Here is a 14,547-nt window from a genome sequence, read left to right as displayed (position 1 = left end):
ATAATCATCTATTTGTCGATATTATATTGAATGATATATTATTAATCAACAGATTGACTGCCACCAGGAGTGACTCCCATGCCACGCACCATCCAGGCGTTCTTCGACACCGACACCGGCACCATCAGCTACGTGCTGCACGACGGCCTGCATGCAGCCATCATCGACCCCGTGCTCGACTACGATCCGGCCAGCGGCCACACCAGCACACGCATGGCCGATCAGATCATCGACTATGTGAACCAAGAGAAGCTGGCTGTCCAGTGGCTGCTCGAAACCCACGCCCATGCCGATCACCTGTCCGCTGCGGCCTACCTGAAGTCTCGCCTGGGTGGCCAGATCGCCATTGGTGAGCATATCCTGCAGGTTCAGGAAATCTTCAAGAAACTCTACAACCTCGATCGCGAATTCCTGCCCAACGGCAGCCAGTTCGACCGGCTGCTGAAAGAAGGTGAAACGATCGATATCGGCACCCTGTCGGCGAAGATCCTCTGGGTGCCGGGTCACACCCCGGCCGACCTGGCCTTTCAGGTGGATGACGTGGTCTTCGTCGGCGACACACTGTTCATGCCGGATGTCGGCACGGCGCGTGCGGATTTCCCTGGTGGCAGTGCGCAGTCCCTGTACCGTTCGATTCGCAAGCTGCTGGCGCTGCCCGAAAATACGGTGCTCATGCATTGCCACGACTACCCTCCCGAGGGACGCGATCCACTCTGGGCCTGCACGGTGGCCGAACAGCGTGCACAGAACATCCACGTGCACGATGGCGTCAGTGAGGCAGAATTCATCGCCATGCGCGAGGCGCGCGATGCCACCCTGGCACCGCCTCGTCTGATCCTGCCATCCCTGCAGGTGAACATCCGCGCCGGCCAGTTGCCACCCGCCGAAGACAACGGCACCCGTTACCTGAAGATCCCGCTCAACACACTGTGAAGATCTGGCTCGACGCAGCATGAAGCCGCGGCTCTGCAGGCCGGCTACGAATCAGGCTGCAGCGCCACGAGCCGGCCATCACAAGCCGGCTTCACCGGCTGCGCCATTCTTCCAGGCCCGGAAGGACGTGGTTTGCCGCGCGCCCGGTCAGACGCCGATGTCTTCATTCCAGATCGCCGGCTGCGCCCGGACGAAACCCTGCATCAGTGCATGGCAGGCCGCATCCTGGCGCACTTCGACCTGCACGCCACGCGCGCGCAACAGGGCTTCTTCACCCATGAAGCTCTGGTTTTCGCCAATGATCACACGAGGAATGCGATACAGCAGAATGGCCCCCGTACACATCGCACAAGGTGACAGGGTGGTATAGAGAACGGATTCACGATAGATCTGTGCGGGCAGGCGGCCGGCATTTTCGAGCGCATCCATTTCGCCATGCAAAATGGCACTGCCGCTCTGTACGCGGCGATTGTGCCCGCGCCCGATGATCCGGCCCTTGTGAACCAATACGGAGCCGATGGGGATGCCCCCTTCAGCCAGGCCCTGTCGGGCCTCGTCGAGTGCTGCCTGCAGATACGGGTCCATGTGGCCTCTCGAATGCGCAAAATTGCCGACTTCAGGTGCCCGACCGGGCCAGGATGCGGCGGGCACGCGACAGGACGGGCTGGTCGACCATCTGGCCATCGAGCTGGAAAGCCAGCAGACCGGTCTGTTCGTGCTGTGCCAGCACGCGGCGCGCCCAGGCCAGTTCGGCGGCCGACACCGCATGCACGGCATGCACCACCGGCACCTGCTTCGGATGGATGCACAGCATGCCGCCAAAGCCCAGGTCACGGGCCTCTTCGGCAAAGGACTGCAGGCCCGCAGCATCGGAAAAATCAGGATACACCGTGTCGAGCGGATCGGCCAGCCCATGCCGGCGGCTTGCCAGCAGGACCCTGAAGCGCAGTGCCTGCAGAACGGCCTGCGCGGCTGCCGTATGCAGCCGGGTGCCCAACGCTTCCATGAAATCCAGAATGCCGAAGCACAGGCGCTGGACACCCGGTACAGCGGCAATGGCATCGAGCTGATCGACACCCGCAGGGGTTTCCACAAGCGCCATCACGGGCTGCTGCGCAGCCGTCGCCTGGCGCAAGGCCGCATCATCCTCGGCCTTGGGCAGGACCAGCCCCGCCAGGCCGGCCTGGCCCCGACAAGCGGCCAGATCAGCCTCGAACCATTCTGTATCTCCGGCATTGATGCGCACCCAGACCGCTTGCGCGCCACTGCCCAGGTAGGCGGCAAGCTGCTCGCGTGCGGCATCCTTGGCATCGGCTGCCACCGCATCCTCGAGATCCACAATGACGGCATCGGCCCCACTGGCCCACGCCTTGGCCACGCGGTCGAGCCGTGTGGCCGGAACGAACAGCGCGCTGCGCATCAAGGAAACTGCCATCGAATTCACCCCGGTATCATGATTTCAGGACGGCGCACGCACCCGTGTGCGCGCCGCAATGCGCCGCTGCCACTCGCGAGGCCCGCTGCGATGCACGGACTCGCCACGCGCATCGACGGCCACCGTGACCGGCATGTCGCGGACTTCGAATTCGTGAATCGCCTCCATCCCCAGGTCTTCGAAAGCCACCACCCGCGCACTGCGAATGGCCTTCGAGACCAGGTAGGCGGCCCCACCCACGGCGATGAGATAGGCCGCCTGATGACGGCGGATGGATTCGGTCGCCCGAGCGCCTCTTTCTGCCTTGCCCACCATCGCCAGCAGCCCCAGTTCGCCAAGCATCATGTCAGTGTACACATCCATGCGCGTGGCGGTGGTCGGACCTGCCGGACCGACCACTTCATCATGCACCGCCTTCACCGGCCCCACGTAATAGATCACACGATTGCGGAAATCGACCGGCAGGGATTCGCCACGCGCGAGCATGTCGTGGATGCGCTGATGGGCGGCATCGCGCCCGGTCAGCATGCGCCCGGACAGCAACAGGCGCTCACCCGGTTTCCAGGACGCCAGCTGCGCACGGGTGAGCGTATCGAGATCGACCCGGCGGGCCGACTTGAAATCGGGCGCCCAGTGCATGTCGGGCCATTCGGACAACGAGGGTGGGTCCAGTTCGGCCGGGCCGGTCCCATCGAGCACGAAACGCACATGACGCGTCGCGGCGCAATTGGGGATCATGGCAACCGGCTTGGACGCGGCATGGGTGGGATACGTACGAATCTTGACATCGAGCACCGTGCTCAGCCCGCCCAGCCCCTGCGCCCCGATGCCCAGGGCATTGACCTTGTCGCAGAGATCGATGCGCAGTGCTTCGAGTGCCGTCTGGGGACCCCGGGCGCGCAACTGTGCCATGTCGATGGGTTCCATGAGCACCTGCTTGGCCAGCAGCATGGCTTTTTCGGCGGTGCCGCCCACCCCGATGCCCAGCATGCCTGGCGGACACCAGCCCGCGCCCATCGTCGGTACCGTCTGCAACACCCATTCCTCGAGCGACTGGTTGGGGTTGAGCATGGCAAATTGCGCCTTGTTCTCGGAGCCGCCCCCCTTGGCGGCGACTTCGATGTCTACCGTCTGCCCCGGCACCAGTTCGACGTGCAGGACACAGGGCGTGTTGTCACCCGTATTGCGGCGATCGAACAGGGGGTCGGCGACCATCGACGCCCGCAGGGGATTGTCGGCATCCAGATACCCTTGCCGCACCCCCTCATCGCACAGCGCCTGCAGGCTGCGGGCCGTATCGAAGCGCACCCCCATGCCGACGCGCATGAACACATTCACAATGCCCGTATCCTGGCAGATGGGCCGGTGGCCTTCGGCGCACAGGCGCGAATTGGTCAGGATCTGGGCCATTGCATCGCGCGCCGCCGGGTTTTCCTCGAGCGCATGCGCCTGGGCCAGGTGCTGGATGAAATCGAGCGGATGGTAGATGCTGATGTATTGCACCGCATCGCGGATGGATTGAATCAGATGATCTTCGGTAATGAGCGTAGTCATGGCAGAAGCGCAAAGTCAGGGCAAAGGCGCGAGTCAAGGCAGCGAAGCGCAGTCAGGGCAGAGCGACCGCCAGATGCACTTGATGGAGCACCTGTCTGCACGGTACGCGCAAAGCGCCCGTCAAAGCAAATGGCTCAGCACCGCCATGTTTTCGAGCGCCCAGATGCGGGTGATCAAGTGTTCGACCTGGGCCTCGGACACCGCATTCTGCACGGCCGCCAGACGGCGCACCTTGTCCTCGATTTCGGGGCGTGACAAGGTGTTGCCAGGATCACCCTTGGGTACGTCGACCCGCCCGACAAAGGTCTGCCCCGAACGGGTGTGCACGGTGACCCGCCCCAGCCAGCGAGCCGGATAGGCCGCGTCGACCTCGGGATCGAGTTGCATGCGCACACGCGCCTCGAAGGCCCGGATGTCCGGATCGTTCAGGCCGCGATCGAAATCGGCCAGCCCCGCCTGGCGATGCTTGGCAATCAACCCCAGCACCGTGGACATGGAAAACTTGGACTGATGCACGGTGACGGGTGCCACTACCGGGCCCAGCACGTCGATGGCGCCCTGATGGACGTGGGCCACCACGGATTCGATGTCATCGATGGACAGATCATGCTCGATGACCACCTGCAAAAGGGCATCGGCGGCCGGATGTGTATGCCGACAGGACGCGTGATACTTGAACGAGGTCTCGAGCACGGCCCAGCGGCTGCCCAGCCCATCCACCAGACGATCCGGGTCGGCATCCCGGGACATGCCCGCAGCCATGCCCTGCTTTCCTTCCAGGATATGGCTCGCGCCCGTAAAGCCATCACGGGCCAGCCATGCGGCCATGAGGCCATCGGCCGCAGCCTTGGCCGTATGCAATTGCTTGGAGTCCGCCCCGTCGCGCAGGAACTCCCACAGGCCGGCAGCCTGCGTACCGGCGGAACCCAGCGCATGGAGCATCTGGCGTGCATCGAGATGGAGCAAACGACCCGTGGCCACGGCTGCCGCCAGGGTACCCGCCGTTCCTGTGGTGTGAAAAATCCTGTAATGGCTGCGCCCCAGGTATTCACCGATGCGAATACCCGCTTCATAGCCCGCCACCGCGGCCACCAGAAAATCGCGCCCTGAACGCCCCGCGGCCTGGGCGGTGGCCAGGGCGGGTGGGAAGACCACGGCCGCCGGGTGGAACACCGAGCCATTGTGAACGTCATCCTGTTCAACCATGTGCGCAGCGGCGGCATTGACCAGCGCGGCAAACAGCGGGCTCGTGCCCGTACGATCGACCAGGTTTTCGCTGGGCCCCGCTTGCGGACCCATGACGCGTGCATACCGGGCCATGGATTGCACGGGACGTTGCCCCGCTCCGGCTAAAATGGAGCCCAGGCAATCGAGCAGCAGATCTTCGGTACGCCGCAATACGGGTGCCGGGATATCATCGAACTGCAGATTGGCCACGAATCGGGACAAGGTTGCGCTGAGATCCTGCATGGGTGCTCCTGTCGATCTGATCTACATGGATTCTGCATGGGCCAGCCCGGTTTGCCTATTCTTGTTTGCTTAGGGCCGGCTTCGGCATTCCAAAGGAGAAATGCCGCTATGGCAACACACATCAATCTCACCGACATGCAGCTGATGGTGCATGTCGCCAGTGCCCTGAGCCTGACCAAAGGCGCCGAACGCAGCCATCTGTCATTGCCGGCGGCGAGCAATCGGGTCAAGAACATGGAAGCCTACCTGGGCACCCAGCTGCTGTACCGTACCAGCCAGGGGGTCAGCCTGACCCCCTCCGGCGAGGCACTGGTCAAGCATGCCCGTATCGTGCTGCGGCAGATCGAGCACCTGCGGGGCGACATGCGCGAGTTTTCCAGCGGCATCAAGGGGCGGGTACGCGTGTACGCCAACACCACGGCGATGAATGAATTCCTGCCAACCGCGCTCGAACGCTATCTGGTGGCCCACCCGGACGTCAACATCGAACTGCGCGAACGGCTCAGCCACGAAGTGGTGCGCGCGGTCGCCGACGGCGTGGCCGACATCGGCCTGACGGCCCAGGCCAGCGGTGGCGTGGGTGTCCGCTTCCTGCCCTACCGCACCGACCGGCTGGTGCTGGTGACCCATGCGCGCCACGAACTGGCCCGGCAGCGGCGGCATCTTTTCGCCAGCCTGCTCGATCATGATTTCGTGTGCCTGTTCGAGGCCAGCGCCATCCATTCCTTCCTGCAGCAGGCGGCCGAAGACCAGGGCCGACTGCTCAAGAAGCGGGTCGAGGTCAGCAATTTCGAAACCTGCTGTCGCCTGATTGCCGCCCAGGTGGGCATCGGCGTGATCCCTGAATCTGCCGCATCACGCTACGCGGATTCCATGCCCATCGCCATACTCGCCCTGGAAGACGGCTGGGCGCTGCGCAAACTGCATATCTGCGTGCAAGAAGCCTCTGAATTGCCGGCGTTTGCCCGCCAGCTGGTCGATCTTCTGGTGGCCGATGCCGCCGTGGCGCGCCAGACCCAGCACACACCTTAATGTCAATCAAAGCCTGCGTTTGCGAAATAGAGATTGTCGTACCTGCTGGATTGCCGCACCCTTGAGCTTTGCGACGAGGCCCCACCAAGAATACCATGCACCAAGACACCCACAGACACCAGGATATCCGTGAAGCGATCCGCGACTTGTGCGCACAGTTTGGCGATGCCTATTTCCGCAAGGTCGACGAACAGCGCGGCTATCCCGCGGAATTCGTCGAGGCCCTGACCCAGGCCGGCTGGCTGGCCGCGCTGATCCCCGAAGAATACGGCGGCTCGGGCCTCGGGCTCACCGAAGCTTCGGTCATCATGGAAGAAATCAACCGCTCGGGCGGCAATTCGGGGGCCTGCCACGGCCAGATGTACAACATGGGCACGGTGTTGCGCCATGGCTCCGAGCGCCAGAAGCGCGAGTGGCTGCCCAAGATTGCCAGCGGCGAATTGCGCCTGCAGTCCATGGGCGTGACCGAGCCCACCACGGGCACCGACACCACGCGCATCAAGACCACCGCAGTCAAGAAGGATGGCCGCTACGTCATCAATGGCCAGAAAGTCTGGATCTCACGCATCCAGCACTCCGACCTCATGGTGCTCCTGGCGCGCACCACACCGCTTGAACAGGTCAAGAAGAAGTCCGCGGGCATGTCGATCTTCATGGTCGACCTGCGTACCGCCATCGGCCAGGGGCTGACCGTTCGGCCCATCCTGAACATGGTCAACCATGAAACCAACGAGCTCTTCTTCGAAAACCTCGAGATTCCCGAAGAAAACCTGATCGGCGAGGAAGGCAAGGGCTTTCGCTACATCCTCGACGGGCTGAATGCCGAACGCACCCTGATTGCTGCCGAATGCATAGGCGACGGCTACTGGTTCGTCGACCGGGCCAGCAAGTATGCCAGCGAACGCATCGTCTTCGATCGACCCATAGGCCAGAACCAGGGTGTGCAGTTTCCCATCGCACGGGCCTGGGTCAACGTCGAGGCCGCCAGCCTCATGCGCTACGACGCCGCAGCGCGCTTCGATGCCCACCAGGATTGCGGTGCACAGGCCAACATGGCCAAGCTGCTGGCTGCTGATGCCTCCTGGGAGGCCGCCAATGCGTGTCTGCAGACCCATGGTGGCTTCGGCTTTGCGTGCGAATACGATATCGAGCGCAAATTTCGCGAGACCCGCCTCTACCAGGTGGCGCCCATCTCGACCAATCTGATCCTGTCCTATGTGGCCCAGCACGTGCTGGGCATGCCACGCTCATTCTGAAGCGAGAATGCCCATGCTGTCGCTCGAAGGCCTCATCGTCGTCACCCTCGAACACGCGATCGCCGCGCCGTTCTGCACGCGCCAGCTGGCCGATCTGGGGGCGCGGGTCATCAAGGTCGAACGCCCCGGGGCGGGCGACTTTGCACGCGGCTACGACCAGCGGGTGAAGGGCCTGTCCTCCCATTTCGTCTGGGTCAACCGCGCCAAGGAAAGCCTGGCCCTCGATCTGAAAGCCGATCACGCCCCCACGGTGCTCGAGCGCCTGCTGCACAAGGCCGATGTACTGGTACAGAACCTCGCCCCCGGCGCCGCAGCCCGCCTCGGGCTGTCGTACGAGGCGCTGCATGAGCGCTTTCCGCGGCTGATCGTCTGCGACATCTCGGGCTATGGCAACGACGGCCCCTATCGCGACCGCAAGGCATACGACCTGCTCATCCAGAGCGAATCGGGCTTTCTGTCGGTCACCGGAACCGCCGACGAACCCTCCAAGGCAGGCTGCTCGATTGCCGACATTGCCGCGGGCATGTATGCCTACAGCAATATTCTGGCTGCCCTCATCGAACGGGGCAAAACGGGGCGGGGCCGACACATCGAAATCTCGATGCTCGAGGCCATGGTCGAATGGATGTCCTATCCACTCTACTACAGCCACGATGGCGCGCCGCCCCCGGCGCGCAGCGGGGCCGCACATGCCACCATCTACCCCTACGGCCCTTTCCCGGCCGGCGATGGCCAGACCGTCATGCTCGGCCTGCAGAACGAACGTGAATGGCGCGCATTCTGCGATCAGGTTCTGTTGCAACCCGCACTGGCCAGCGATCCGCGCTTCGACAACAACTTCAAGCGCTCCGCCGCACGCCTCGAACTGCGCGCACTCATCATCGAAGCCTTCGCCAGTCTCACGGCCGATGAGGTCATCCTGCGGCTCGAAGCCGCTGGCATTGCCAATGCGCACGTGAACGACATGCGTCAGGTGTGGCATCATCCCCAGTTGCAGGCCCGTGGCCGCTGGACGACCGTCACCAGCCCGGCGGGCGATCTCCCGGCCTTGTTGCCGCCCGGGGCCCGTACCGCAGCAGATGCCAACATAGGCCCGATCCCGGCACTGGGCGAGCACACCCAGGCCATCCTGAACGAACTGGGGCTGGGTCCCGACGGCAGGGCCCGGCCCGTGCCCGGCTGATCCGGATTCTCGACCCCCTCCCCCCGGCTGGCCCCTATACCTACCCTGATTCTGGAGAATACGTGATGCGCGACAATGACCTGACTTCGTGGATCGGCCATACCGACACCTGTACCGACAGCCTGGATGCATTGCATGCCGCCCGGGTGGCACTCAGCATAGGCGATGACCCCGCGCAGTTGGGTCCGCGCCTGCCCCTGCTGTGGCACTGGGCGTTTTTTGTATCAGGCCAGCCCTACGACCTGCTGGGGCACGACGGCCATCCCGTTCAAGGGGGCCCCCTGCCCCCGACGGCGGAAAACCGGCGCCGCATGTGGGCCGGAGGCCGTGTGCAGTTTCATGCGCCGCTGCGCATCGGGGTACCCGCCGAGCGGGCATCCTTGATCACCTCGGTCACCGAAAAACAGGGGCGCACAGGCACCCTGACTTTCGTGACGGCGCAGCATGAATACCGCCAGGACGGCCTGGTCTGCATCCGCGAAGAACAGGACATCGTATACCGGGCGCCCGCCGCAGCCCGGCTCCAGGGTACGCAGCCTGCCCCCGAAAGCGCCTGGAGGCAGACGATACAACCCGATCCCGTCATGCTGTTCCGGTATTCGGCCGTCACCTTCAATGGCCACCGCATCCACTATGACCTGCCCTATGCCCGCGACGTCGAGGGCTATCCGGGCCTGGTCGTGCACGGCCCCCTGATTGCCACCCTGATGGTGCGCGCATTCAAGCAGGCCAACCCCGACACAACCATACGCAGCCTGTCCTATCAGGGCTTGCGGCCGCTGATCGCACCGAGCGCGTTCGAGGTCGGTGGCCGTCTGCTGGATGATGGCAAGGCCCACCTGTGGGCCGCGCAGGACGGCACCCTGGCGCACCAGGGTGAAATCGGATTCTGAAGCCGAAGCCATGCGACGCCCGACGTACCGGGTCGGTGCGCCCGACGCATCGGGCCACCGTCGGGCCTCAGTGAATCGAGGCGTACATGATCTCTTCCGTGGTCACGTCCGTGTTGTCGAACTCTTCGACAATGCGCCCCTGACGCGACACCAGGATACGATCCGACAGCATCATGATCTCGGGCAGGTACGACGAAATCACCACCACGGCCAGGCCCTGATCGGCCAGGCCGCGGATGATCTCGTGGATTTCCGCCACGGCCCCGACGTCCACCCCACGGGTCGGCTCATCGAAGATGATGAGTTCCGGGCCCTGGATGAGTGACTTCGCGATCACCACTTTCTGCTGATTGCCGCCCGAGAGCTCGATCACCTTGGCCGATTCAGTGACCGCACGTACATTCAGCTTGCTTTTCCATTCTGCCCCGGCGGATTTTTCTTCGGACCGGTAGACCAGCTGCTGCCGCCCCCCCAGCTTGGCGAGCTTGCCGGCATAGATATTGCGCGCGCTTGTCATGGTCTCGAAGAAGCCATCGACCTTGCGGTCTTCGGTGATATAGGCAATACCCGCCTTGATGGCCGGAGCCGGCACCCGATAGCGCACCGCCTGATCATTGAACACCACTTTGCCGCCGTGTGTGTAATCACGCTTGAGCACGCCCGCCACCACCTTGAAGGTTTCGGTGCGGCCCGAGCCGATCAGCCCGAAGACCCCGGTGATCTGCCCGGCAAACACCGAAAAGGACGTATTGCGCACCAGGGTGCCCATGCGCAGATTCTGTACACTCAGCACCCGCTTGCCCGCAGGGCGCAACGTTGTCTTCTGCCCATACAGCGTGCTGGTGAGATCACGCCCCACCATGGCGCGCACGATGCTGTCGCGATCCAGATTGTCTCTTGCGTCGGTCACCACATGCTTGCCATCGCGCATCACAGTGATGCGATCGGCGAGTTCAAGCGCCTCTTCGAGCGCGTGCGAAATGAAGATGATGGACACCCCGCGCGCCTTGAGGTTGCGCATCAGATCGAAGAAGTACCGTTTCTCTTCGGGCGTCAGCGTTGCCGTGGGCTCATCGAAAATGATGACACGCGCATCATGCAGCACCGCTCGTGCGATTTCGACCATCTGCTTCTGGGCAGCCCCCAGGTTGGATACCATGTGGGTCGGATCCACGTTGAAGTTCAGCGACTGCAGTAATTGCTGCGCCGCAATATAGATGGCCCGCAGGCGATTGACGAATTTTTCCTTGCCCAGGAACAGGTTCTGGCCCACCGTCATGGTTGGCACCAGGCTGGTTTCCTGAAACACCATGGCCACCCCCGCCGACAGCGCTTCGACGGGGTTGCGAAATGACACCGGCTTGCCGTCGATGCGCATCTCGCCCGAGCTCAATTCAACCACGCCCGCCATCACCTTGGTGAGCGTGGATTTTCCGGCACCGTTTTCGCCGCACAGAGCGTGGATCTCACCTTTTTCAAGCGAGAAATCGACCGAGTCTATGGCCGGGACCCCGCCGTACCGCTTGGTGGCCTGGTGCAGTTCGAGTATTGCTGTCATGGTGTCAAGCCTGAGGATTCTGTTCGAAAAGCGGCAGGCGCAACAGGCGCCCCGACCCCTTGGACAGGGCCAGCAAGGACCCCGCGTATTCTTGTGCGGCCACGATGCCGTGATGCACACCACCGACACGGCTGTGCATCGAAAACAGCGGCGCCAGGTCGGCCGACAGGCGCAGCACCAATCCATAGGACCTGGGCGGTGCCCATGGCTTCAGGATGCCCATCTGGCGCACACTGCCCTGCTGCAGGGGCTCGAGAAAATCCTGCCCTGAACTGAATGCCGGCGCGATCCAGTAGCGGGGTTCGACCGTGCTCATCATCTCTTTGCGAAAGACGTCTTCGCGCAGGACGAATTCGAGCAACTGACTGCGCGGTGCAAAAATGCTGAGCCAATAGCCGCCCCCCGATGCCGGGGCAATGCGCCCGGGATAGCCCGGGATCTCGCTGAGCCCCGCCTGCATCCGGCCGTCGCGCAGGACCTGCACCCTGTGTGCCCAGCTTTCCGAAGCCAGCACCCCATCCTCGTGCATGCAGACGCCAAAGCAGTACGCCAGCCCCTGAGCCAGAACCCGACATGAATCATCGCGTGGATCGTACGCCAGCACACGCCCACTGCGGCCATGCGTGAGGAGATCAGCCGTCCATTCATCGCAGGGCACGGCATGCGAGCCTTCGCTGAGCAGCAGGGTGCCATCCGGCCCTTCGGACAGGGCATTGATGCACTGGATCGGATGACCACCGAATGACTGCACATGCCGGCCCACCTGAGGCCCGGCCAGGAACTGCAGGCCCTGCGATGTCGCCGCCACCAGGTTGCCATGGCAGACCGCCAGTGCCTGGGCGCGCGCCTGCAGACCGATCGTATCCTGCACGCGGCCATCAGCCCCGATCAGCAGGACTTCGGGACCCGCCGCCACATACAGCTGCCCATGGGCATCGATGGCCAGGTCTTCGAGGCCCGGGCGTTCGAAAAAAACTTCGGCGGTCTCGAGCAGATTGTTTGGCTTGAGTGCGCCATCCAGGACGGGCACCGAGGTATCGGCCTCACCTGTGCCGAAGAAACGGTCGCGTGCGCGCTTGAGTGTCTTGAGCATGGGATCAGACCTGTTCTATGGGATGCTGCATGAAGCCTGGATCGGCATGATCCAGCCTGTACCGGCCGATGCGATTGTTGGAAATACCCCCCAGATAGAGATAGCCCCGATGTTCGCGCATGGACGTGATCATCGGGTGGTTTTCGCCGCTGCGGTCCCAGTAGGATTCGAGCACGCGGCCGGACTCATCGCACTTGATCACGCAGCCGACATTGATGTTGGGCGCCAGCCATTCATCCTGCCCCAGGCGCTTGACCATACGGCGGCGAAAGGCCGGACTGCGCATGGCCAGATCAAATGACGGGCTGCGCATGCCCATGATGGCGATCCAGTAATTGCCGTCGGACGCCCGGTTGATGTTGTCGGGGTAGCCCGGCAGATCGGGGATGACGACTTCGACCTGCCCCTTGCGCGGCCCGTCGAACCAGTAGCGGCTGATGCGACATGCCCAGCTTTCTGCGAACAGCAGCGACTGGCCGTCGGAAGCCATGCAGATCCCGTTGGGAAACACCAGATTCTTGAGGGCGGTATGGGTACGCCCAGTGGCCGGGTCATAGCAGATGATGCGCCCGTTGCCCCGCCCCTCGAGACTGTCGATCGGCCATTCATGCATCTCGTAGCGCACGGTGGCTTCGGAGAAGAAGATCCGGCCATCCGGTGCGATATCGAGGTCATCAGCCAGCCGCAGGCGACTGTCATCGACGACGGACAACAGGGAACGGCCCGTTTCGTCGGTTGCCTTTTCAACGGCGCGATCCTTGCGCCGGATACAGTACAGGCCCATGCCGCCCACACAGACATACAGATCGCCGACCTTGTTGAACGCCATGCCCAGAGGCTGGCCGCCGATGTGTGCGTAGAGTTCCATGCGCTGATAATCCGGCGCAAAAAACCGCATGATGTCCCCGTGCCGCGTGCCACAATAGAGGTGGTCGTGCTCGTCCAGAATCACGTCTTCGGGGGACTCGACCATGCCCAGGCCGATCAGTTCGGTCTGCCCGAGCTTGTTGTTGACCGCATACGGCGAGCCCGATGCCTTGCTGGTTGCCGGTGCGCCAGGCAGGGGCAGGTAGCCCGGACTGACGTAGAGTTCGCGCAACGCCTTGCCGCGGTTCTTGAACCAGCGGATATCGAGCGTGACGGCGGCGATCATGATGAATGCAAGCGTCATGCGGATGTAGCCGGCCGGAACCGACAGGCCGCGCAGGCTGTTGGTGACGATGAGCACGATGAGCGTGCCCAGCACGGCCTTCGCCACCGACCCCTTGCCTCCGCCCAGCCGGATGCCGCCCAGCAGGGCTGCGGCGAGCACCACGATTTCGATGCCCATCCCGGTATCGGCACTGCTGCTGTCGACCCGCGCAGCAAACAGGATGGCCGCAACGGCCGTGAATACCCCCGACGCCACATAGGCGGAGGCCGCGATCCGGTTGACGGGCAGGCCCGAGTTATAGGCGGAACGGCGCGACCCGCCGACGGCCATGATGTGCCAGCCACCGCGCATTCGCGTAAGGAAAATATGGAACAGGATGGCAACCACGATGAAAATCCACGTGGAAATGGGCAAGGCCAGGAAAGTATCGTTGCCCAGTTCATCCCAGAGATCGGAATCGGGGATCGTGGAGGCGATCTCGACCGCCCAGTTGAACTGGATCAGATTGAATATCGCCCTGAACACGATCAGCGTGACCAGGGTGGTGAGAAAGGCGCGCAGCTTCAGGTAGCCGATGAGCACGCCATTGACGGCCCCCATCAGCGCCCCACATAGCAGAGTGGCCCCCATGGCCGGCAGGGCAGCCCATTCCTGCACGTGGATGAGGTACAGGACCACGACATTGCAGATGGCATACATGGACCCCACGCTCAGATCGATCCCGCCCACAATGAGCACCAACGCCATGCCGAATACGATGAAGCCGATCTCGCTGGCTTCGCGCAACAACACGGAAATGGAGCTGAAGGCAAGGAAATTGTCGACCACCGAGGCAAAGGCCGCGACGACCACCACCAGAACGAGCAGCGGAACCGCCGTCTCCATCCATTGCTTCGCCAGCAGTTCGCCAATGGCCCGATCCGGCCAGTAGCGATAGCGAAGTTTCTTTATCGTATCCATGCGTCTCACATGCGGTTGTTCAGATGG

12 protein-coding genes are annotated in these 14,547 nt (G+C 63.1%); 5 read left to right on the top strand and 7 right to left on the bottom strand.

Annotation, left to right across the window (positions count from 1 at the left end; all coding sequences use genetic code 11):
• Window positions 1-78 precede the first annotated feature (78 nt).
• Window positions 79-933 carry an MBL fold metallo-hydrolase gene (locus tag WCY17_RS05780; protein ID WP_372701226.1) on the top strand — a complete coding sequence of 285 codons (855 nt, stop codon included), beginning with the start codon at window positions 79-81 and terminating at the stop codon, window positions 931-933.
• Window positions 934-1,080: 147 nt separating this feature from the next.
• Here WCY17_RS05780 and WCY17_RS05775 read toward each other — a convergent pair whose 3' ends face one another.
• The 4 genes from WCY17_RS05775 to WCY17_RS05760 all read right to left on the bottom strand — a co-directional run bounded on the left by WCY17_RS05775 (window position 1,081) and on the right by WCY17_RS05760 (window position 5,392).
• Complete coding sequence (locus WCY17_RS05775; RefSeq protein WP_372701225.1) at window positions 1,081-1,518, bottom strand: nucleoside deaminase; 438 nt, start codon at window positions 1,516-1,518, stop codon at window positions 1,081-1,083.
• Window positions 1,519-1,549: 31 nt separating this feature from the next.
• Window positions 1,550-2,368: a CoA ester lyase gene (locus WCY17_RS05770; RefSeq protein WP_372701224.1), complete on the bottom strand. Its 819-nt coding sequence runs from the start codon at window positions 2,366-2,368 to the stop codon at window positions 1,550-1,552.
• A gap of 24 nt (window positions 2,369-2,392) precedes the next feature.
• Window positions 2,393-3,922 carry a fumarate hydratase gene (locus WCY17_RS05765; RefSeq protein WP_372701223.1) on the bottom strand — a complete coding sequence of 510 codons (1,530 nt, stop codon included), beginning with the start codon at window positions 3,920-3,922 and terminating at the stop codon, window positions 2,393-2,395.
• 120 nt (window positions 3,923-4,042) lie between these two features.
• Window positions 4,043-5,392: an MmgE/PrpD family protein gene (locus WCY17_RS05760; RefSeq protein ID WP_372701222.1), complete on the bottom strand. Its 1,350-nt coding sequence runs from the start codon at window positions 5,390-5,392 to the stop codon at window positions 4,043-4,045.
• Window positions 5,393-5,500: 108 nt separating this feature from the next.
• Between WCY17_RS05760 and WCY17_RS05755 the strand changes: the two genes are divergently transcribed.
• The 4 genes from WCY17_RS05755 to WCY17_RS05740 all read left to right on the top strand — a co-directional run bounded on the left by WCY17_RS05755 (window position 5,501) and on the right by WCY17_RS05740 (window position 9,756).
• Entirely contained in the window at window positions 5,501-6,424 is a 924-nt protein-coding gene (locus tag WCY17_RS05755) for a LysR substrate-binding domain-containing protein (RefSeq protein ID WP_372701221.1), read from the top strand.
• A 95-nt stretch (window positions 6,425-6,519) separates the two neighbouring features.
• Window positions 6,520-7,680 (top strand): acyl-CoA dehydrogenase family protein, encoded by a 1,161-nt coding sequence (locus tag WCY17_RS05750; RefSeq protein ID WP_372701220.1) that lies wholly within the window; start codon window positions 6,520-6,522, stop codon window positions 7,678-7,680.
• Between the two features lie 13 nt (window positions 7,681-7,693).
• Window positions 7,694-8,863 carry a CaiB/BaiF CoA transferase family protein gene (locus WCY17_RS05745; RefSeq protein ID WP_372701219.1) on the top strand — a complete coding sequence of 390 codons (1,170 nt, stop codon included), beginning with the start codon at window positions 7,694-7,696 and terminating at the stop codon, window positions 8,861-8,863.
• 65 nt (window positions 8,864-8,928) lie between these two features.
• A complete protein-coding gene (locus WCY17_RS05740; RefSeq protein ID WP_372701253.1) occupies window positions 8,929-9,756 on the top strand; it encodes a MaoC family dehydratase N-terminal domain-containing protein in 828 nt (275 codons plus the stop codon).
• A 67-nt stretch (window positions 9,757-9,823) separates the two neighbouring features.
• On the opposite strand, the gene WCY17_RS05735 is transcribed toward WCY17_RS05740, so the two are convergent.
• Genes WCY17_RS05735 through WCY17_RS05725 form a run of 3 tightly spaced genes read right to left on the bottom strand, consistent with a single transcriptional unit; the run spans window position 9,824 to window position 14,520 of the window.
• Entirely contained in the window at window positions 9,824-11,314 is a 1,491-nt protein-coding gene (locus tag WCY17_RS05735; RefSeq protein ID WP_372701218.1) for a sugar ABC transporter ATP-binding protein, read from the bottom strand.
• A gap of 4 nt (window positions 11,315-11,318) precedes the next feature.
• A complete protein-coding gene (locus WCY17_RS05730) occupies window positions 11,319-12,407 on the bottom strand; it encodes a strictosidine synthase (protein ID WP_372701217.1) in 1,089 nt (362 codons plus the stop codon).
• A gap of 4 nt (window positions 12,408-12,411) precedes the next feature.
• Window positions 12,412-14,520: an ABC transporter permease gene (locus WCY17_RS05725; protein WP_372701216.1), complete on the bottom strand. Its 2,109-nt coding sequence runs from the start codon at window positions 14,518-14,520 to the stop codon at window positions 12,412-12,414.
• Window positions 14,521-14,547: the final 27 nt, after the last annotated feature.

Source organism: Castellaniella sp., assembly GCF_041677825.1.
Classification (GTDB): Bacteria; Pseudomonadota; Gammaproteobacteria; order Burkholderiales; family Burkholderiaceae_B; genus Castellaniella.
The sequence above is the reverse complement of the archived record's forward strand: the minus strand, read 5'-3'. Positions and strand labels throughout refer to the sequence as shown.

Coding starts and splice junctions, on each gene's coding strand:
- WCY17_RS05780 (WP_372701226.1), top strand. CDS start 79: ATGCCACGCACCATCCAGGCGTTCTTCGACACCGACACCGGCACCATC.
- WCY17_RS05775 (WP_372701225.1), bottom strand. CDS start 1,518: ATGGACCCGTATCTGCAGGCAGCACTCGACGAGGCCCGACAGGGCCTG.
- WCY17_RS05770 (WP_372701224.1), bottom strand. CDS start 2,368: ATGGCAGTTTCCTTGATGCGCAGCGCGCTGTTCGTTCCGGCCACACGG.
- WCY17_RS05765 (WP_372701223.1), bottom strand. CDS start 3,922: ATGACTACGCTCATTACCGAAGATCATCTGATTCAATCCATCCGCGAT.
- WCY17_RS05760 (WP_372701222.1), bottom strand. CDS start 5,392: ATGCAGGATCTCAGCGCAACCTTGTCCCGATTCGTGGCCAATCTGCAG.
- WCY17_RS05755 (WP_372701221.1), top strand. CDS start 5,501: ATGGCAACACACATCAATCTCACCGACATGCAGCTGATGGTGCATGTC.
- WCY17_RS05750 (WP_372701220.1), top strand. CDS start 6,520: ATGCACCAAGACACCCACAGACACCAGGATATCCGTGAAGCGATCCGC.
- WCY17_RS05745 (WP_372701219.1), top strand. CDS start 7,694: ATGCTGTCGCTCGAAGGCCTCATCGTCGTCACCCTCGAACACGCGATC.
- WCY17_RS05740 (WP_372701253.1), top strand. CDS start 8,929: ATGCGCGACAATGACCTGACTTCGTGGATCGGCCATACCGACACCTGT.
- WCY17_RS05735 (WP_372701218.1), bottom strand. CDS start 11,314: ATGACAGCAATACTCGAACTGCACCAGGCCACCAAGCGGTACGGCGGG.
- WCY17_RS05730 (WP_372701217.1), bottom strand. CDS start 12,407: ATGCTCAAGACACTCAAGCGCGCACGCGACCGTTTCTTCGGCACAGGT.
- WCY17_RS05725 (WP_372701216.1), bottom strand. CDS start 14,520: ATGGATACGATAAAGAAACTTCGCTATCGCTACTGGCCGGATCGGGCC.